The sequence below is a fragment of the Polynucleobacter sp. AM-25C3 genome (genome assembly GCF_018882335.1).
Taxonomy (GTDB): Bacteria; Pseudomonadota; Gammaproteobacteria; order Burkholderiales; family Burkholderiaceae; genus Polynucleobacter.
In genome coordinates this window covers 109,816-129,407 of the sequence record NZ_JACVOS010000006.1, presented here as the reverse complement: position 1 = coordinate 129,407, position 19,592 = coordinate 109,816, and the positions used below count along the sequence as shown (strand labels likewise).

At 46.6% G+C, this 19,592-nt stretch carries 19 protein-coding genes; 13 read left to right on the top strand and 6 right to left on the bottom strand.

The features are described 5' to 3' along the window. Position 1: 1 nt before the first annotated feature. Positions 2-1,696, bottom strand: a complete 1,695-nt coding sequence (locus tag ICN12_RS05965; RefSeq protein WP_216271512.1) for a glycosyltransferase family 39 protein — start codon at positions 1,694-1,696, stop codon at positions 2-4. Continuing rightward, a complete protein-coding gene (locus tag ICN12_RS05960) occupies positions 1,696-2,073 on the bottom strand; it encodes an Mth938-like domain-containing protein (protein ID WP_216271510.1) in 378 nt (125 codons plus the stop codon). Before ICN12_RS05960 ends, ICN12_RS05965 begins: the two co-directional genes overlap by 1 nt. A 79-nt stretch (positions 2,074-2,152) precedes the next feature. Between ICN12_RS05960 and ICN12_RS05955 the strand changes: the two genes are divergently transcribed. The 7 genes from ICN12_RS05955 to ICN12_RS05925 all read left to right on the top strand — a co-directional run bounded on the left by ICN12_RS05955 (position 2,153) and on the right by ICN12_RS05925 (position 8,911). Beyond that, on the top strand, positions 2,153-3,412 hold the full coding sequence (locus tag ICN12_RS05955) for a pyridoxal phosphate-dependent aminotransferase (RefSeq protein ID WP_216271508.1): 1,260 nt from the start codon (positions 2,153-2,155) through the stop codon (positions 3,410-3,412). Then, complete coding sequence (locus tag ICN12_RS05950) at positions 3,409-4,719, top strand: homoserine dehydrogenase (RefSeq protein WP_216271506.1); 1,311 nt, start codon at positions 3,409-3,411, stop codon at positions 4,717-4,719. Before ICN12_RS05955 ends, ICN12_RS05950 begins: the two co-directional genes overlap by 4 nt. Before the next feature lie 6 nt (positions 4,720-4,725). Next, positions 4,726-6,168 carry a threonine synthase gene (gene thrC, locus ICN12_RS05945; RefSeq protein WP_216271504.1) on the top strand — a complete coding sequence of 481 codons (1,443 nt, stop codon included), beginning with the start codon at positions 4,726-4,728 and terminating at the stop codon, positions 6,166-6,168. Between the two features lie 37 nt (positions 6,169-6,205). After that, entirely contained in the window at positions 6,206-7,450 is a 1,245-nt protein-coding gene (locus ICN12_RS05940; protein WP_216271551.1) for a molybdopterin molybdotransferase MoeA, read from the top strand. A gap of 18 nt (positions 7,451-7,468) precedes the next feature. After that, on the top strand, positions 7,469-7,726 hold the full coding sequence (gene moaD, locus ICN12_RS05935; protein ID WP_216271503.1) for a molybdopterin converting factor subunit 1: 258 nt from the start codon (positions 7,469-7,471) through the stop codon (positions 7,724-7,726). Further along, positions 7,727-8,191, top strand: a complete 465-nt coding sequence (gene moaE / locus ICN12_RS05930) for a molybdopterin synthase catalytic subunit MoaE (protein WP_216271502.1) — start codon at positions 7,727-7,729, stop codon at positions 8,189-8,191. It begins immediately after the preceding gene. 78 nt (positions 8,192-8,269) lie between these two features. Further along, positions 8,270-8,911, top strand: coding sequence for a hypothetical protein (locus ICN12_RS05925; RefSeq protein WP_216271501.1), 642 nt, complete (start codon positions 8,270-8,272; stop codon positions 8,909-8,911). A gap of 37 nt (positions 8,912-8,948) precedes the next feature. On the opposite strand, the gene ICN12_RS05920 is transcribed toward ICN12_RS05925, so the two are convergent. Beyond that, positions 8,949-9,212, bottom strand: coding sequence for a GIY-YIG nuclease family protein (locus ICN12_RS05920; protein ID WP_255537714.1), 264 nt, complete (start codon positions 9,210-9,212; stop codon positions 8,949-8,951). 94 nt (positions 9,213-9,306) lie between these two features. Between ICN12_RS05920 and clpB the strand changes: the two genes are divergently transcribed. From clpB to ICN12_RS05890, 6 genes are all read left to right on the top strand, one after another. Next, entirely contained in the window at positions 9,307-11,901 is a 2,595-nt protein-coding gene (gene clpB, locus ICN12_RS05915; protein WP_216271500.1) for an ATP-dependent chaperone ClpB, read from the top strand. A gap of 49 nt (positions 11,902-11,950) precedes the next feature. Next, positions 11,951-13,189 carry an MFS transporter gene (locus ICN12_RS05910; protein ID WP_216271499.1) on the top strand — a complete coding sequence of 413 codons (1,239 nt, stop codon included), beginning with the start codon at positions 11,951-11,953 and terminating at the stop codon, positions 13,187-13,189. 290 nt (positions 13,190-13,479) lie between these two features. After that, positions 13,480-14,778, top strand: a complete 1,299-nt coding sequence (gene aceA / locus ICN12_RS05905) for an isocitrate lyase (protein ID WP_216271498.1) — start codon at positions 13,480-13,482, stop codon at positions 14,776-14,778. 105 nt (positions 14,779-14,883) lie between these two features. Continuing rightward, positions 14,884-15,324 carry an HIT family protein gene (locus tag ICN12_RS05900; protein WP_216271497.1) on the top strand — a complete coding sequence of 147 codons (441 nt, stop codon included), beginning with the start codon at positions 14,884-14,886 and terminating at the stop codon, positions 15,322-15,324. Between the two features lie 381 nt (positions 15,325-15,705). Beyond that, entirely contained in the window at positions 15,706-16,353 is a 648-nt protein-coding gene (locus ICN12_RS05895) for a hypothetical protein (RefSeq protein WP_216271495.1), read from the top strand. A gap of 105 nt (positions 16,354-16,458) precedes the next feature. After that, positions 16,459-17,262, top strand: coding sequence for a DUF2092 domain-containing protein (locus ICN12_RS05890; RefSeq protein ID WP_216271493.1), 804 nt, complete (start codon positions 16,459-16,461; stop codon positions 17,260-17,262). A gap of 548 nt (positions 17,263-17,810) precedes the next feature. Here ICN12_RS05890 and ICN12_RS05885 read toward each other — a convergent pair. Genes ICN12_RS05885 through rsxB form a run of 3 tightly spaced genes read right to left on the bottom strand, consistent with a single transcriptional unit; the run spans position 17,811 to position 19,577 of the window. Next, complete coding sequence (locus ICN12_RS05885) at positions 17,811-18,236, bottom strand: DUF1841 family protein (protein ID WP_216271547.1); 426 nt, start codon at positions 18,234-18,236, stop codon at positions 17,811-17,813. Continuing rightward, positions 18,229-18,885: an endonuclease III gene (nth, locus tag ICN12_RS05880; protein ID WP_216271545.1), complete on the bottom strand. Its 657-nt coding sequence runs from the start codon at positions 18,883-18,885 to the stop codon at positions 18,229-18,231. Before nth ends, ICN12_RS05885 begins: the two co-directional genes overlap by 8 nt. Continuing rightward, complete coding sequence (rsxB, locus tag ICN12_RS05875; RefSeq protein WP_216271491.1) at positions 18,885-19,577, bottom strand: electron transport complex subunit RsxB; 693 nt, start codon at positions 19,575-19,577, stop codon at positions 18,885-18,887. The genes nth and rsxB overlap by 1 nt, the downstream gene beginning before the upstream one ends. Between the last annotated feature and the right edge of the window lie 15 nt (positions 19,578-19,592).

The window sequence follows — 19,592 nt, the reverse complement described above, 5'->3', positions numbered from 1 at the left end:
CTTATTGTGGTGAAGTGCTTGCAGATTCAGGATGTTTAACAATCACACGCCTAGAATCTCTGCCGACTTCCTGCATGGGAACATTTAATTTTTGTAATTCAATATATTGCTCTGGAACCATTAGCGCATAAGCTGTTTGATCTTCTTTCCAGCGCTCAATAAATGCATCCAAAGTAGGAAGCCATAATTCAGGTTGCTGCCGAACGCCAAACTCTAGCTCATCTGGAAATTCCACCATAGTCATGGTTCTGCCTAAATAGAAGGGCACGGTGTGATCTAAGATGCGCACGGAATAGAAGTTGGTCTTCTCAGGAATACCCGCTTTGACTTGCTCTACTAAATCAATGCCAGATACCGCACGTCCCAGAGTTTCGTGCCCTGTGCCTGCAATCAGCGCACAGAGAAAAAAGCCACTAGCAAAGCTTGTTATGCTGGCTAGGCCATTGCGTTTACTTTGTAAGAATGCAAGCAGACTACATGCAATCAATACAATGAGTGCTGCAACTATCCAGTAGGTATATTGTGCATAGGATTCAATTTCATCGGGCCTTGCTTGCTTGCCGACTTCTCCTAAGAAGAGGAATCCAATGCCGCCTAAAATTGCAAAGAAAAGCGCTTGTAATTTCCAAGGCAGGACGAGTGAATTACTGAACCCTAAATTGCGATCTAAACGATGCCCTACGATCACTGCCAGCGCTGGGAAGATGGGGATGATGTAACCGGGTAACTTCGATTGTGAAACGCTAAAGAATCCCAAGATCACTGCAAACCAGCAAGTGAGCAACCAGCCACTTGAGAAATCGCGATTACGCTCTCGCCAGCTTAGGGCAATCGCCCCAGGGATTTGCGCTATCCATGGCAAGAAGCCCAGAAGCAGTAGGGGTAGGAAGTAATAGATGGGCCCCGTTCTGCTGTGTGCTGTTTGCGTAAAGCGTTGCAAATGCTCGTGAATAAAAAAGAACTCGAGGAACTCTGGATTGCGTTGCGCGACCAGCACAAACCAAGGTGCGGTAATGGCTAAAAATAAAATGGTGCCACTAATGATGTGCAGGCGTTTCCAGATCTTCCAGTCCCAAGCGGTGATGGAATAAACAATAAACACCATACCCGGGATAACCACGCCGATGACACCTTTAGATAGCGTCGCTAGTGCCATGAAAGCCCAGCAGGCCCACATCCACTTTCTGGTGCCGCTCGAATTGCGAGAAGTCTGTGCCAATAAAAGACTGCAAAGTGCTGCCACTAAAAATGCAGACAGTCCCATATCCAGTGAGTTGATGTGACCACCAATGACCCACATGGGGCTTGATGCAAGTGCGATAGCGGCTAGCCAGCCTGCGCGGGCACTATAGATTCGCGCACCAGTAAATCCAATAAACACAATCGTCAGAAATCCAGTGAGCGCAGTCCATAAGCGCGCTTGCCAATCGCCAATGCCAAAAATATTGAAGGCTGTGGCAGTGGCCCAAATTTGTAAAGGGGGTTTTTCAAAATACTTATAACCGTTGTAGCGTGGGGTAACCCAATCGCCCGTCACTAACATCTCACGGGCAATCTCAGCGTAACGACCTTCGTCAGATGGAATGAGATGGCGGTAGTTGAGAGTGCCAAACCACAGCAATGCATAGACCAATACCAAAATCAAAATAGAGACTGGGTTTAGGGCGCTTGACTGCCGAATTTGACTAAATTGCATTAGATGGCTTCCACGATCAAGGCCAACAAGACTTGACGACCTTCGCCAACCAGAATGTTGTAGGTGCGGCAGGCCGCTTGTGAATCCATAACTTCAAAGCCAATCTTGGCCTCGATGAGGGTTTTTAATAACTCGGGCTTTGGAAAACGTTGGCGCTTGCCGGTGCCAATAATGATTAATTCAGGCTTGAGAGCAGCCATTTGACTGAAATCTGCCTCACTCAGTTCGTCAAAAGATTGAACAGGCCACTCCTGGATTTCACCATCTGAACTCAATAAAACGGCGTGGCTATAGGGAGTCTTATTGATCTCTACGTAGCCATCGCCGTAACCGGTGATCGTATTGGCTCCGGAATGGGGGTCAGATTGAAGCTTCACATGGACTCTCTGTCATAATTATGAGGATTATAGCCAGCTGTTTTTTCCTAGATTTCAAGAACTTACCCTTTAATTTATTGTGAAACCGATCCTAAAGTCCGAAAAACTCAATCACGTCTGCTACGACATTCGTGGACCCGTGCTGGAGCTCGCTCAGCGCATGGAGGAAGAGGGCCACAAAATCATCAAATTAAACATCGGTAATGTGGGTGTTTTTGGCTTTGACCCTCCAGAAGAGATTCAGTTGGATATGATCCGCAATTTGGGTAATGCCTCAGCCTACTCCGATTCCAAGGGGATCTTTGCGGCGCGTAAGGCAATCATGCAGTATTGCCAGGAAAAAGGCATTCAGGGTGTTACTTTGGATGATATTTATACCGGTAACGGCGTATCCGAGCTGATCGTGATTGCCATGAATGCATTGCTCAATAATGGCGATGAAGTCTTGGTTCCAGCGCCTGACTACCCATTGTGGACAGCCGCAGTGAGCTTGTCTGGTGGCACTCCAGTGCATTACTTATGTGATGAATCTAAAGAATGGGCGCCTGATCTGGCAGATTTGCGTAAAAAGATTACGCCTCGCACTAAAGCGATTGTGGTGATTAACCCCAACAATCCAACAGGCGCAATCTACTCCAAAGAAGTGTTAATGGAGTTAACTTCAATCGCGCGTGAGCACGGTTTGATTCTGTTTGCCGATGAAATCTACGACAAGATGTTGTACGACCAAGAGAAGCACATCTCCTTGGCATCTTTGTCGACTGATGTAGTGACGATCACCTTTAATGGCTTATCTAAGAACTACCGCTCTTGCGGCTACCGCGCCGGCTGGATGATAGTTTCAGGTGATAAAGAGATGATTCGAGATTACATTGAAGGCCTCAATATGCTGTCCTCGATGCGCCTGTGCGCCAACGTGCCAGGTCAGTACGCCATTCAAACCGCTTTGGGCGGTTATCAAAGTATTAATGATTTGGTCGCAGAGGGTGGTCGCTTAGCGAAACAACGTGATCTCGCCTGGAAACTCATTACAGCGATTCCTGGCGTGACTTGTGTCAAGCCAAAGTCTGCTTTGTATCTATTTCCAAGGCTCGATCCAGAGATGTACCCGATCGAAGATGATCAGCAATTTGTAGCTGATCTTCTGAAAGAAGAAAAAGTGTTGCTGGTTCAGGGCTCTGGTTTTAACTGGGTCAAGCCAGACCATTTCCGTGTAGTGTTCTTACCTCATGAAGATGTGCTCACAGAGGCGATTAGTCGCCTTGCACGTTTTCTCGAGCGTTATCGTCAAAAAAATAGTCGTAAAGCGGCTAATTCAACAGCAACAAAGGCATCATGAAACCGATTCAAGTTGGTCTATTAGGCATTGGCACCGTAGGTGGTGGCGTATTCACTGTTCTCGAACGTAACCAAGACGAAATTTTGCGTCGTGCTGGTCGCGGCATCCGAATTAATACCGTTGCCGATCTCAATGTAGAGCGTGCCAAGGAATTGGTGAAAGATCATGCGCAAGTGGTGAGTGATGCGCGTGCTGTTATTAATAATCCTGAGATTGATATCGTTGTTGAGTTAATTGGTGGCTACGGTGTTGCGAAAGACTTGGTACTTGAAGCAATTGCTGCTGGTAAGCATGTGGTCACCGCCAATAAGGCTTTGATCGCAGTGCACGGTAATGAGATTTTTAAAGCCGCCCATGAAAAGGGTGTGATGGTGGCATTTGAGGCCGCAGTTGCAGGTGGCATTCCAATTATTAAGGCATTACGTGAAGGCTTGACTGCCAACCGCATTGAGTGGATCGCCGGCATCATTAATGGCACAACCAACTTCATTCTTTCTGAGATGCGCGATAAAGGTTTGGACTTTGCGACGGTCTTGAAAGAGGCGCAACGCTTAGGTTATGCAGAAGCTGATCCGACTTTCGATATTGAAGGTGTGGATGCTGCTCATAAGGCAACCATCATGAGTGCGATTGCATTTGGTATTCCAATGCAATTTGAAAAAGCACACGTCGAAGGCATCACTAAGTTAGATGCTATTGATATTAAGTACGCTGAGCAATTAGGCTATCGCATTAAGTTGCTCGGTATTGCTAAGAAGACAACAACGGGTATTGAGTTGCGTGTTCACCCGACATTAATTCCGACTAAGCGTTTAATTGCAAACGTTGAAGGTGCCATGAATGCTGTGCAGGTATTTGGTGATGCAGTAGGTACTACGCTTTACTACGGTAAAGGTGCTGGCTCCGAGCCAACAGCTTCTGCTGTGATTGCTGACTTGGTGGATATCACCCGTTTATTGGGCGCGAGCCCAGAGAATCGTGTTCCCTACTTGGCATTCCAGCCAGATGCAGTGCGTGATATCACCGTACTGCCCATGGGCGAAATCACCACCAGTTATTACCTACGTTTGCGCGTAGCGGACCAAGCCGGCGTGTTGGCAGACATTACGAAGATCTTGGCTGCTCATGGCATCTCGATTGATGCGCTCTTGCAAAAAGAGGCGGATGAGGGCGAGAGTCAAACTGACTTGGTTGCACTGACCCACGAGACCAAAGAAAAGCATATGCTCGCAGCGATTCAGGAAATTCAGAATCTGAAGACTGTTGCTGGCGAAGTGGTGAAGATCCGTTTAGAAAATCTATCCTAATCCAACATGCGTTACCAATCGACTCGGGGCAATAGCCCACAGCAATCCTTTCTAGAAATCTTGCTTGGCGGTTTAGCGCCAGATGGTGGTTTATATCTGCCGACCGAGTATCCAAAGGTCACTATAGAGCAGTTGGATTCTTGGCGTGGTTTGTCTTATGCCGATCTTGCTTATGAAGTCTTGAGTCTGTATTGCGACGATATCCCTGAAGCGGATTTACGTGCTTTATTGCGTAAGACGTATACAGAGCAGGTCTATTGCAATGGTCGTGCTGAAGATAACGCTAAAGACATCACACCATTACATTGGCTGGGAGAAGAGCAGGGCACACGCATTGGCTTACTCAGTTTGTCTAATGGACCTACATTGGCTTTCAAAGACATGGCGATGCAATTGCTCGGCAACCTCTTTGAATATGCCTTAAAGAAAAAAGGTCAGAAGCTTAATATTTTGGGCGCGACCTCTGGTGATACTGGCAGCGCTGCTGAATACGCCATGCGCGGCAAAGAAGGCGTGAAGGTATTTATGCTCTCACCACGCGGCAAGATGAGCGCTTTCCAGTCTGCCCAAATGTATTCCTTGCAAGACCCCAATATTTTTAACTTGGCAGTTGCCGGTGTATTTGATGACTGCCAAGATATTGTCAAGGCAGTTAGCAACGACCATCGCTTTAAGGCGGATCATCAAATTGGAACCGTGAACTCCATTAACTGGGGTCGGGTAGTTGCCCAGGTGGTGTATTACTTCCAAGGGTATTTGCTGGCAACGAAGTCTAGCTCTGAAAAAGTTTCCTTTACCGTACCATCTGGCAACTTTGGCAATATTTGTGCTGGCCATATTGCCCGCATGATGGGATTGCCCATCGCGCATTTAGTAGCTGCTACCAATGAGAACGATGTTCTCGATGAGTTCTTCCGCACTGGCATTTATCGTGCGCGTAAATCTGCCGAGACACTACACACCTCCAGTCCCTCCATGGATATCTCTAAAGCCAGTAATTTTGAGCGTTTTGTATTTGATCTCATGGGGCAAGATGGCAATGTAACTGCTGGCATGTTTAAGCAAGTAGACGAAGCAGGTGGTTTTGATATTTCTAAAGATGCCGTCTTCAAAGAGATGGCTAAGTATGGCTTCCAGTCTGGCCGTAGCGCCCACCAAAATCGTTTAGAGACCATTCGTGATATCGATCAACAATATGGTGTGATGATTGATACCCATACTGCAGATGGTGTGAAGGTAGCACGTGAGCATTTGCAAGCAGGCATTCCGATGCTGGTGCTTGAGACTGCACTACCCATTAAGTTTGAAGAAACGATTGAAGTGGCGCTAGGCCGGCCAGCAGAATGTCCACCAGCATTTAAAGACATTAAGTCTTTGCCGCAGCGTGTTGAAAATATGGATGCGGATGTCAATCAAGTTAAAAATTTTATTACCGCTCACCTTAACTAACTAAGTTAATCAATAAAACGCCATGACTAAGTCTCCGATGTTGACTGCTCAGCAGGCTTTAGATCATCTGCTCTCAAATGCAAGGCCTGTAGGCGATAGTGAGATGGTCGCAATGCAAGCCGCCTTAGGGCGCGTACTAGCCGAGAACGTCAATAGTTTGGTAGACGTTCCACCCCTGGATAACACCTCCATGGATGGTTATGCGGTACGTACTGTTGACACCCAAAATCCAGGCAGCATTCTGACGATTGCGCAACGCATTCCGGCAGGATCCATTGGTACGCAACTTGAGCCTGGCACTGCCGCCAGAATATTTACTGGAGCTCCAGTTCCCCCCGGCGCAGATGCGGTTGTCATGCAAGAGGATTGCACCACCCCAGAGGGATCTACAGATCAGGTGCAGGTCAATATTGCCCCAGCAGTAGGTCAGTGGATACGTAAGCGGGGTGAAGATCTAAGGACTGGCAAGACAGCACTTACGGCAGGCACTTTTTTACGCCCACAAGAGTTGGGTGTTGCTGCTTCTGCTGGCTTAACGCATTTGAACGTCAAGCGCAGAGTCAAGGTGGCAGCATTCTTCACTGGAGACGAGTTATCTCTTCCTGGTGAGCCACTTAAACTGGGTGGTATCTACAACTCCAATCGCGACACTTTATTGGCGTGTATTAAATCTCTGGGTTGTGAGGCCACTGATTTAGGCATAGTCCCCGATAACCTCAATGCCACAAGAGAAGCTTTGCGCAAAGCCAGCAAAGACCACGACCTCATCATTACCTCTGGTGGTGTTTCAGTGGGCGAAGAGGATCACATTAAACCTGCGGTCACCGCTGAAGGCAGGTTGGATCTTTGGCAAATTGCGATCAAGCCCGGCAAGCCCTTAGCGTTTGGTGCCGTTCGTAAATCAGAAAATGTAAAAGATGGTGAGGGTGGAGCTCAAGCTGAAGCTTGGTTTATCGGCCTGCCTGGCAATCCTGTTTCTAGCTTTGTCACCTTCTTGCTATTCGTGCGGCCGTTCATTCTCAAACTTCAAGGCCGAGATGAAGGGCATGTTCAGTCTTATCCTATGCGCGCGGATTTTGATTGGCTCAAAGCCGATCGCCGCAATGAGTTCCTGCGCGTCAAGATCAATGCCCAAGGTGGTTTAGATCTGTTCCCAAATCAAAGTTCTGGGGTGCTTACCAGTGCCTCATGGGGTGATGGCTTAGTGGATTGCCCTCCAGGGCATACCTTCAAAGCAGGTGAGCTGGTTAAGTACATTCCATTTAATGCGCTTCTTTCCTAATCGTATTAGGATTCTCATATGAAACTCGAATTACGATTCTTTGCCTCATTACGAGAAGGTCTTGGGCTTTCTGGCGAGAGTATTGCTGCTCCAGCTGAAGTTAAAACGATTGCCGAGTTAAGGGCTCATCTCATCCAACGCGGAAATCCTTGGGCAGAGGTATTGGCTAGCGGTAAAGTCATTCGTTGCGCCCTAAATCAAGAAATGGTCAATGAGTCCACTCCTTTGGTAGAAGGTGCTGAAGTCGCATTCTTCCCCCCGGTTACTGGTGGCTAGATGCAACCTGATTTCATCCGCATTCAGGAGGCAGACTTCGATTTATCAACCGAGGTTAAATTACTTCGCAAGGATGATTCGCGCGTAGGTGCAGTAGTCACGTTCGTTGGCACTGTGCGGGATATGAATGATGGCAGTCAAGTCAAAGGCATGACGCTAGAGCACTATCCCGGCATGACAGAAAAAGCCCTAGAAGAAATCATCACGCAAGCCAGAGGTCGTTGGGACATTTATAAAACTCTAGTGATTCATCGTGTGGGCCCATTACTGCCTGAAGATCAAATCGTTTTGGTGGCGGTCACCAGCGCTCACAGAGGTGAAGCATTTGCTGCCTGTGAGTTCATCATGGATTATCTAAAGACTGCAGCCCCATTCTGGAAAAAAGAAGAGACCCCAGAAGGCGGTAGATGGGTTGATGCTCGTGTGAACGACGATGCTGCAATGGCGCGCTGGAAAAATAAGTAAATACCCAGTCTGATATCGGTTTGCGCGGTTTAATTCGATCAAAACAAACTTCAAGCTAGCTTTTAAAAGGATTTAGAAATGCTTACAGATGAGAAAAAGAAGCTTATTGAGCTTGAAGAGCGATACCGCCATGAGTTAAAGAAATCGCTAGAAGCGGAAGGTGGATCGATTTCTAAAGTCGTAGATGAAGTTGTTTCAGAGTTGAAAGTTGAGAAAGCCAGGCTAGGCGCGCAGATCATGGGCTTCCTCAATAGCTCTGTGGGGATGTGGTTTCTATCTTCAGTCGTGATTACGGGTGGAGCAGCGGTGTTCCAGCAAATACAGCATAAATATGAAACTGAGCAAAAAAATCAGGCTCAATTAGTTACGTATAAATTTGAGATTGAAAATCGCCTCGATAACATGGAATACGCCTTACGTCGCGCTAAAACAGTGGGTGATGCAAAGGATGCCCTCGATAGATTATTTAAGAGTAAATTTCCCTTGACTCCTGAATTACAAAATAGAAGCCTGGGATCCTTGTATTTGAATATCTATGAGCTTGTACCTGGCACACAACAGCAAAAAGCAAAAGCGGCGATCGACTTTATTCGCGAGATGGAAGATGCCGAGTACTTGCTTCAGTCAGAGCCCAATGAAAAAGTTGTAGGTGAACAAGAAAAGATCCGCTTTAATAAACTGATTCAATCAATTCGAGCCTTAAAACTCAATGCAATTTAATGGGCGGTCTGGTGCACGATGGTTCAGAAAAGTTTACCTAAGCCTTAAAAAACCCCAGCTTTTCAGCTCTCGGTAATTTTTTCAGTCGAGCCTCGGCTTTAGAGGCTTCAGATCGGTCGGGGTGCTCTTGGGTTGCCAAGAGGATGACTGGCCTACGCGCTCTTGTATAGCGAGCACCTTCCCCTAAGTTATGGGCTGCCAAACGATGTTCTAGGCGGTTGGTGATGCCTGCGTAATAGCTACCATCGGCGCACTCTAGGAGGTAAACAAGCCAGGTCAAATTAGGGATAAATTCGCTCAAAAAGGGGTCTAAAACACTTGAAATTGTGAAGAATGCCCCTATATTCTATAGATAGATATAAATCAAAATAGCCGGAGTTGATAGGACTTAGAAAATGAGAATAGATAAATTAACTACAAAGTTTCAAGAAGCCTTAAGCGAAGCTCAAAGCCTTGCTTTGGCAAAAGATAATCAATATATCGAGCCAGCCCATTTGCTATTGGCGATGCTGCGCGATTCAGATGGCGGCGCCAAGAGCTTGTTGACTCGCGCAGGCGTCAATGTGCCTGGCTTAGAAAAAGGTGCTGAGAAGCTCATTAGCAATTTGCCTGAAGTGCAAGGCACTAGTGGCGAAGTTCAGGTTGGCCGAGATCTAAGCAACTGGCTCAACTTATGCGAAAAAGAAGCCAATAAGCGTAACGATCAATTTATTGCTGGCGAGTTGTTCTTGCTGGTAGTGGCTGATGATAAGGGCGAGCTCGGCAAGATTGCTCGTGAGAATGGTTTAAATCGTAAATCGTTAGAAGCGGCTATTGATTTAGTGCGCGGAGGAGAATCAGTGAATAGTGCAGATGCTGAAGGTCAACGTGAAGCCTTAAAGAAATACACCATCGATTTAACTGAACGTGCTCGCATGGGCAAGCTCGATCCTGTAATTGGTCGTGATGATGAGATTCGTCGCACCATTCAAATCTTGCAACGTCGCGGCAAAAATAATCCAGTACTTATTGGTGAGCCAGGTGTAGGTAAGACTGCCATCGTAGAGGGTTTAGCCCAGCGTATCGTCAATGGCGAAGTTCCTGAAACACTCAAAAACAAGCGCGTCCTGGTGTTGGATATGGCCTTGTTATTGGCTGGCGCTAAGTACCGCGGTGAATTTGAAGAGCGCCTCAAGGCTGTTCTGAGCGATGTCGCTAAAGACGAAGGTCAAACCATCATCTTTATCGATGAGATTCATACGATGGTCGGTGCTGGTAAGGGCGATGGCGCAATGGATGCGGGCAATATGCTCAAGCCTGCTTTAGCGCGTGGCGAGTTACATTGCATCGGCGCAACGACTTTGGATGAGTACCGTAAATACATTGAGAAGGATGCTGCACTTGAGCGTCGCTTCCAAAAAGTAATGGTAGAAGAGCCTAGCGTGGAAGCTACTATTGCGATCTTGCGTGGATTGCAAGAACGTTATGAGCTTCACCATGGTATTGAGATTACTGATCCTGCAATTGTTGCAGCGGCCGAGTTATCTCATCGTTATATTACTGATCGTTTCTTACCAGATAAGGCCATTGATTTAATTGATGAGGCTGGCTCTCGCATCCGGATGGAGATTGATTCCAAGCCAGAGGTGATGGATAAGTTAGAGCGTCGCCTGATTCAGCTCAAGATTGAGCGTGAGGCCGTCAAAAAAGAAAAAGATGAAGCATCGCAAAAACGTCTTGGCTTGATTGAAGATGAGATCAAGCGCTTAGGTGCTGAGTACGCTGACCTAGAAGAAATCTGGAAGGCAGAAAAAGGCGCTGTACTGGGCGCTGCTCATCTCAAAGAAGAGATTGAAAAGGTGCGTGCAGATATCAATAAGTTGCAGCGCGAAGGTAAGCTGGAGCAGGTCGCTGAGTTGCAATACGGTAAATTACCTGAGCTGGAAGCGAAGCTCAAATCCGCTGCCGCCGCTGAAGCAAAGGGCGATAAAGACGGTGTTGTCAAGAACAAGCTCTTGCGTACTCAGGTGGGCGCAGAAGAAATCGCTGAAGTGGTTTCTCGTGCTACAGGTATTCCGGTATCGAAGATGATGCAGGGCGAGCGCGATAAGTTACTCAAGATGGAAAAGTTGTTGCATAAGCGCGTAGTGGGTCAAGAGGAGGCTATTCGTGCAGTGTCTGATGCGATCCGTCGTTCCCGCGCTGGTCTTGCTGAAGAGCATCGCCCTTATGGTTCATTCTTATTTTTAGGTCCTACTGGTGTTGGTAAAACAGAGCTTTGCAAAGCCTTGGCGGGTTTCTTATTCGATAGTGAAGATCACTTAATTCGTATTGATATGAGTGAGTTCATGGAGAAGCACAGTGTTGCTCGCCTCATCGGCGCGCCTCCAGGTTATGTCGGTTACGAAGAGGGCGGTTACTTAACTGAACAAGTGCGTCGCCACCCTTATAGCGTGATTTTGTTTGACGAGATTGAGAAGGCTCACCCAGATGTCTTTAATGTCCTGTTGCAAGTATTGGATGATGGTCGCTTAACGGATGGACAAGGACGTACTGTGGACTTTAAGAACACGGTGATTGTGATGACCAGCAATATTGGTTCGCATCTCATTCAGTCGATGGTTGGTAAGAAGCAGCTAGAAATAAAAGAAGCGGTATTTGAAGAGCTAAAGAGTCACTTCCGCCCTGAGTTCTTGAATCGTATTGATGAGATTGTGGTTTTCCACGGTCTTGATAAAGGCAATATTGCCAATATCGCCAAGATCTTGCTCAAGAACTTGTCTGATCGCTTGGCTAAGATTGATATGCAACTGGAGGTGAGTGATGCTGCCCTCAATAAGATTGCAGAAGTGGGCTTTGATCCGGTATTTGGAGCTAGACCGCTGAAGCGCGCTATTCAACAATATATCGAGAACCCTGTTTCCAAGATGATCTTGGAAGGCAAGTTTGGTCCTAAAGATACAGTTCCTGTGGATATTGATAAAAATGGCGACTTCAGCTTCACCAAGTAAGACAAGGGCAATATCAGCAGGAATCTTCCTGCGCCAGTAAACTCGGCACATGACTGATGCACTACAAAGTAGGCGCGCCAGTGATGTCCGGGTTGTTGGTCTTATTAGCCTGGCTCACGGCAGCTCCCATTTTTTCCATTTAATCTTACCTCCCATGTTTCCATGGTTGAAGGCTGAATTCGGCTTTAATTACGCTGAGCTTGGTTTGCTCATGACCATTTTCTTTGTGGTCTCCTGCATTGTTCAGGCTGCTTCTGGTTTCCTGGTTGATCGCATTGGCGCTCGCCCCGTCTTATTTGCGGGAGTGGGTTTGCTTGCTTTAGCGGCGCTAATTTATTCACAAAGCAATGGTTATGCGGTGTTGGTGATGGGTGCGGTGATTGCGGGATGCGGTAACGGCATCTTCCACCCGGTTGATTACACGCTGATTAATCATAAAATTTCCCCACCCAATCTGCCTTATGCCTATTCCATTCATGGGGTGACTGGCTATCTTGGTTGGGCCGCTGCACCTGCCTTTATGGTGGGAGTTGCAAGCCTGACAGATTGGCGTACAGCCTTCTTTTCAGCGGCAGTTTTGGAGATGCTGATTCTGCTGACGTTGTGGATTGGTCGTGCACGTTTAGTAGACGACGTTCAAGCGAGGCGAGAGGAGTCGCAAAGTAGCCATGCTGAAAACAATCCTGGTGCTGCACCATTAAGTACTTTTGGGTTTCTAAAATTACCATTAGTTTGGCTGTGCTGGATTTTCTTTTTCTTTAGCATGGCAGCTACTACTGGCCTGCAATCATTCGCCCCTACAGCACTCTTTGAAATTTATGAGATTGCAGTGAGCTCTGGAAATTACTATCTCACCCTCATGTCTATGGGTGGTGCTGGAGGAATGTTATTGGGTGGGTATTTAGCTACGAAATTGAAGGTGCCTGAGCGCATCATTACGATCTGCTTTACCGTCAATATCGTGATGGGTCTTTTATTAGCTACTGGTCTAGTGCCCATAGAGTTAATTGTGCTTGCCTTCATTGTCATTGGTCTTGGCTTGGGCATTGCAGCACCTTCCCGTGATTTGATGATTCGCTCTGCGACACCATCCGGCTCCTCGGGGAGGGTGTACGGCATTGTGTATTCCGGAATCGATTTAGGTGCCGCTCTAAGTCCGCTAGTCTTCGGCATCTTCTTAGATGTTGGATTACCTAAGCTCTTATTTATTGGCGTTGCTTTACTGCAGTTGATGATTATCTTGACTGGATTTAAGGTAGCCACCATCACTGCAGCCAAAACTTCCTAAACCCTGTCCTTTTATTTCACAATGTGAAAAGGCATTTCCATACGCAAAATGCAGTGCAACATTTCATTTAGGAAATTCTTCCATGGCGTGGATAGTCATTTCATATAGTAAAAAATATAATTTAAGTCATTGAATTTAATGGATTAAATATTTTAAGTAAATACTGAAATATTTCTTGCATGCTTTTCCCAGATCCTTAAACTCTTATATAAGACATAAGACTTCATTGTCTTAATTTTGTGTCTCAATATTCGTAATTAGCAGTACTTGTTTAACTTAGGGAGAAAAACATGTCAGATCGCAAAGCAGAAATCGCAGCACTACAAAAAGATTGGGATACCAACCCACGTTGGAAGGGTATTACCCGTGGCTATACAGCTGAAGACGTTGTACGTCTTCGTGGCTCATTGAAGATTGAGCACACATTAGCTAAGCATGGCGCAGAGCGTCTCTGGGACTTGGTTAACAGCGAAGCTTACGTTAACTGTTTAGGTGCTTTGACTGGTGGTCAAGCAATGCAACAAGTTAAAGCTGGCGTACAAGCAATCTACTTGTCAGGTTGGCAAGTTGCTGCTGACGGTAACTCATACGCAGCGATGTACCCAGACCAATCTTTGTATCCAGTAGATTCAGTTCCTAAAATGGTTGAGCGTATTAACAACTCATTCCAACGTGCTGATGAAATTCAAACTGCTAAAGGTATCTACAAAGGCGACGCTGGTTATATCGAGTATTTCGCTCCAATCGTTGCTGATGCTGAAGCTGGTTTCGGTGGTGTATTGAATGCATTTGAATTAAGCAAAGCATTGATCAAGCAGGGCGCAGCTGGCGTTCACTTCGAAGATCAATTGTCTTCTGTTAAGAAGTGCGGTCACTTAGGTGGCAAAGTATTGTTGCCTACAGCTGAGTCAGTACAGAAGTTGATTTCTGCACGTTTAGCTGCTGACGTTATGGGTGTTTCAACCATTATTTTGGCTCGTACCGACGCTGAAGCTGCTGACTTGTTGACATCTGATTACGATGAAAATGACAAGCCATTCTTGACAGGCGAGCGTACTCCAGAAGGCTTCTACAAAACACGTAAGGGCTTGGATCAAGCGATCTCCCGTGGTTTGGCATACGCTGCTTACGCTGATATGGTTTGGTGTGAAACAGGCACTCCTGATTTGGAATTTGCTCGTCAGTTCGCTGAAGCAATTCGTGCGAAGTTCCCAGGAAAGATGTTGGCTTACAACTGCTCACCATCATTCAACTGGAAGAAGAACTTGGATGACGCAACTATTGCGAAGTTCCAACGCGAATTAGGTGCAATGGGTTACAAGTATCAATTTATTACCCTCGCTGGTATTCACTCTATGTGGTACAACATGTTCGACTTGGCTCAAGACTACATGCAGCGCGGTATGACTGCCTACATCGAGAAAGTACAAGAGCCTGAATTTGCTGCTCGTGATCGTGGTTACACATTTGTGTCGCATCAGCAAGAAGTTGGTACTGGTTACTTCGACGACGTGACTACCGTGATTCAAGGTGGCAAGTCTTCAGTAACAGCATTGACTGGTTCTACAGAAGAAGAGCAGTTCCACTAAGAAATCCCTAAGTAGTACGTAGTAGCAGTAATACCCTTACTGTTGCGGCATCTAAATTACCCCACAAGGGTGACTTAGATGCCGTTTTCAATTATATTAACTACAATGATTAATTGCGCACTCTGTAAAGACGAAGCTAGGCCTGAAGAGGGGCAATTGATTTGGCGTGGCGATGATTGCCGCGTCATCCTCGTGAACGATCCCGATCTTCCTGGCTTTTGCCGCGTGATCTGGAATCGGCATATTGCCGAGATGACTGATCTGACTTATGGCGAGCGCGAACACTTAATGTCATTAGTCTTTGCGGTCGAGGAAGCGGTGCGACATGTGATGCATCCAGATAAGGTGAATATCGCCGCCTTAGGTAATATGGTGCCGCATATTCATTGGCATGTGATCCCCAGATATAAAGATGATGCCTTCTTTCCGGGGTCAGCTTGGTCGCAAAAGATTCAGCAAGCCCCAGTAGCAAATTTAGAGGTAAGAAAACAATTGGCTCAAGAGTTGCCTAGGGCTATTAAGTCTGCAATAGCAGCGCTTTTCTAATCATCCAGTAAAGATATCCATGAAATTTTTAAAACAGATTTATTTGTATGCCGCAATAATGTTGGTTGGCTGCTCAACAGTGGCTAACTATCAAGCAAACCTTCAGACCTGGGTCGGTCAATCCGAGCAGGCCTTAGAGGCTAGTTGGGGCATTCCATCATCTATTGTGATCAGCGGTCCAACTAGATACCTGACTTACGCACGAAATGACGGCACGTATGTACAGGGTGGCTATTGGGGCAGGACTATTACCCCCTTATATTGCTCTACTATTTTTTCAATTCAAAATAATGTGGTCATACAGGCGCAATTCCAGGGAAATGAATGCACATCTTATTAACGCTATAGTACTATTTGAATCCATTGAATAGGTAGCGCTACATGTTGAGTGAAGATAGAAAAACCATAATTGAGGCTGAAGAGCGATTCCGTCATGAGCTAAAGGTGAAGCTAGAGGCGGAGGCTGCAGGCTTGAAATCAGGCCTCAATCACCTAGAAGAAGAGGTCAAGCAGGTTGAGAAAAAGTTCTCGGCCAAACTCATGGAGTTTCTTAACTCTTCTGTGGGAATGTGGTTTTTATCATCCGTAGTTATTACCGGTGGCGCTGCTGCGCTTCAGCAAATTCAGCATCAGTATGAAGCTGAGCAAAAAAATAAAGCACAGCTAATCGATTACCAATTTGAGATCGGTAATCGCATCCAGAATATGAAGTACTTTTTACGGCATGCGAAAACAGTCGGCGACGCTAAGTCTGCTTTATCTAGCGTATTTAAAAGTAAGTTTCCTTTAAGCCCCGCCTTAGAAAATCAAAGTTTATCTGCTCTTTATTTTAATTTGTACCAGCTAATCGATGGGGCTGACAAAGATAAAAGTAAGCGCGCAATTGAAGTGGTTCTAGATCTTGAGGATGCCGAGGTTTCACTGCAATCCCAAAAGAATGATCAAGCCCTGAGCATTGCCGATAAAGAGCGTCTGAGTAAGTTGGTTTCTGATATTGAGAATTTATACATTAAAGGCGCTGGTCAGTAAGCGCAGAATTTCTCTCTATAAGGGTTTGCCCGCTTTTTTTGATGCTGATTTCAATCGCTATTGAAATAAAATTTCTCATACATTTACTAAATCCGAAGGCTATTTATGTATTCGCTTAGCAAGATCGCCGCAGCGCTGATTTCGTGCTTGATTTTTAGCATTGCAAGTGCTCAGTCCGGGGGTGGTAATCGGCCCGAGGCGCCAAAAAGACCTCAGTTGCCAAAGGGCATGACGGCAATTGAGCCAGCTGCCCTAGATCTATTAAAAGCAATGACGGATAAGTTGTCTGCTGCCAAGTCGATGCAATTTGAGGCTTTAGTTCTATCTGAGTTCCCATCAATTGATGGTCTTCCAGTAATTTATTCAACCGCTGCAAAAGTAGCGCTTCAGCGCCCTAATAAGTTTGATGTGGTTGTCTGGGGCGATGGGCCATCAAGTGAAGTGCTATTTAATGGGAAGAAGTTGTTTGCCTATAGCCCTGAAAAGAATCTCGTTGCCGTTAGTGATTGCCCCGATACGATTGATGAAGCAGCAAAATTTGCATATGAAAAGGCTGGCCTATTTTTCCCCGGCGATGATCTCATTCTCTCGAATCCTTATGCGCATTTAACCCAAGGCCTAACGGATGCATTTATTGTAGGAAAGACTAAGCTGGTTGGTGGCGTAGAGACCAATGTCATTGTGATGGCTGGCCGAGAATTACAGGGTCAAATTTGGATTGGCGTCAAAGATAATCTTCCTTACATGGCATCTTGGATTTACCTTGGCGATAAGTCTTTGCCTCGAACAACACTTCAATATAAAAATTGGAAGCTCAATACAAGTATTCCTGAAGCCCGCTTTGATGCTAGCCGATTCTCTAAGGCACTCACCATTGAATTTGCGCAGCCAGATGCACCACTTAAATAGAAGTATTGGGGACTGATATGAAAATTTTTGCCTATGTTTTATTGGGGTTAGTTGGTTTAATAACCTTAACAGCTACGACTGATGCTCAGGCGTATTGGCATGGTTATCGGGGGGGGGGGGGGGGGGCTGGAGAGGCCCAGGTTGGGGTGGCGGCTGTTGGCGTTGCGGGCCTGGTTGGGCGGGGCCTGCGACAGTTGTAGCTGGTACTGAGGTTGTCGAGGGCTCCACATCCCCACAAGTGGTGGTCGAGCAAGCTCCGACCCCTGTTTATGTTCAGCAACCCTCACCGGTAGTGGTTGCTCCTGGACCGTCTGCTCCTGTTGGGTATTCGATTCCGCCAATTGGCTCGACTTTTCCTAATCTATTGCCCGGATGCTTTCTAGCTCCAAGAAATGGTATTAATTTCTATCAATGCCAGGGCTTCAGAATGAGACCTCTCTATGGTGGAAATGCCTTTTACTATCGTGTTGTTCCTGGATGATAAAAGCCGCCTACTGAACTGACCCCCAAAAGTTGCCTCTTGGGCCTGAGGAGTTAATGAAGTTTTTTCAATTCAGCCTCTTCAAGGCCTCTAGATACTTCTCGGGGCTGAGTGCTTGACCTTCGCGCTGCGCTTCCCACATGACTTGCCCTAAACATTCCATCATGGCGTGTTGCGCTTCGTGTTCAGAACCTAATTTCTTGGAGAGTTTTTCTGCAATGGCTTTGATTCCGGGCGGCTGATCAATCGAAATCTGTTCGCTGATAGATAGGTGCATGGATAGATGTAGAAAGGGATTGGTTTCGCCGCGCTCTGGTGTGTAGTCTTGAGCAACCGCGCCTTCGGGATCCGTCAAGAGATTGTGATATTCCGGATGTTGCACCATCCAATCGCTAGCAAGCGTTTCCATCGGCGTCAGAATATGATCCGCAGTTTTCTTCTTCCACGTATCACAGAAAAACCGCCTTACTTCTTCACGGGTGGGGTTAAATATCGCCACGGACTTTTCCTTTACCGGTTTTTTGTTTAAAGCTACAGAGTGGTTCAACAATACATTGCTCACAGTCAGGGTTGCGAGCTTTGCAGGTATATCTGCCATGCAGAATAAGCCAATGATGGGCGTCTTGTAAAAACTCTTTTGGCACACGTTTAAGTAATTGCTCTTCGACCTTCACGACATCTTTGCCGGGCGCCAAGCCAGTTCGATTAGAGACTCTGAAGATATGGGTATCAACCGCCATAGTAGCTTGTCCAAAGGCGGTATTCAGAATCACGTTTGCTGTTTTTCTGCCAACACCAGGAAGGGCTTCCAGTTCTTCTCGATTTTGTGGCACCTCACCACCATGTTTATCCAATAGGAGTCGACAGGTCTCTTGGATGTGCCTGCCTTTAGAGTTAAATAAACCAATATGTTGAATGTAAGGCTTTACACCTTCCTCACCCAGATCAAGAAGCGCTTGCGGCGTATTGGCAATCTTAAATAGCTTGCGGGTACCCTTGTTTACGGACACGTCTGTTGCTTGTGCTGAAAGCAATACGGCAATGAGCAACTCAAATGGTGAGCTGTATTCCAGCTCGGTTTCTGGGTGGGGATTGTTTTCCCTGAGTAACTCAAAGAAGGCTTGGCGCTTTTCGAGATTCATCATAGCTTTTGTTGTGCTCTAGCGATCGCAGCGGCAATAATGGCGCGCTTTCTTTCTTGCTCTTTTTTAGCTTCTTCTGATTCTGGATTCTCAGCGTTGACCGCCTCTAACTTGGCGGCGGCTTTCTTGGCCAGGCGCTCATCATTATCGCGTTGCTCTCGATCCAGTCGAACATCACGCACTTCATATCGTGTACGTGCAATTTGCGCTAATTCGGTAGACCAAGCATCCCAACCCATTTGCTTGTCGGTGACATCAATCATCGTGATGCAATCCACGGGGCAGGGAGGGATACAAAGATCACAACCCGTGCACCAATCACCTAAGACCACATGCATTTGCTTCGAGGCGCCCACAATCGCATCTACAGGACATGCCTGAATACACAGCGTGCAGCCGATGCAAGTATTGGGATCAATGAATGCCACTGGCCTAGGACGCTCTAGGCCGCATTCAGGATCGATCCTGGGGTGTAGCTCAAAGGCGTCCTGAGGATAGATGGGCGCAAGGATGGCGCTGAGCCTTTGAATGCCCTCTACGCCTCCAGGAGGGCAGCGATTAGGCAGAGTTTCGCCAGAGGCTAAAGCCTCTGCATAGGCCCGGCAATCAGGGTAGCTACATTTGGTGCATTGGGTTTGAGGGAGGAGATCCTCGAGACGATCAGCAAGTTCTTTCGTCTGCTTGATGTTCATTGCAATTAACGCGTC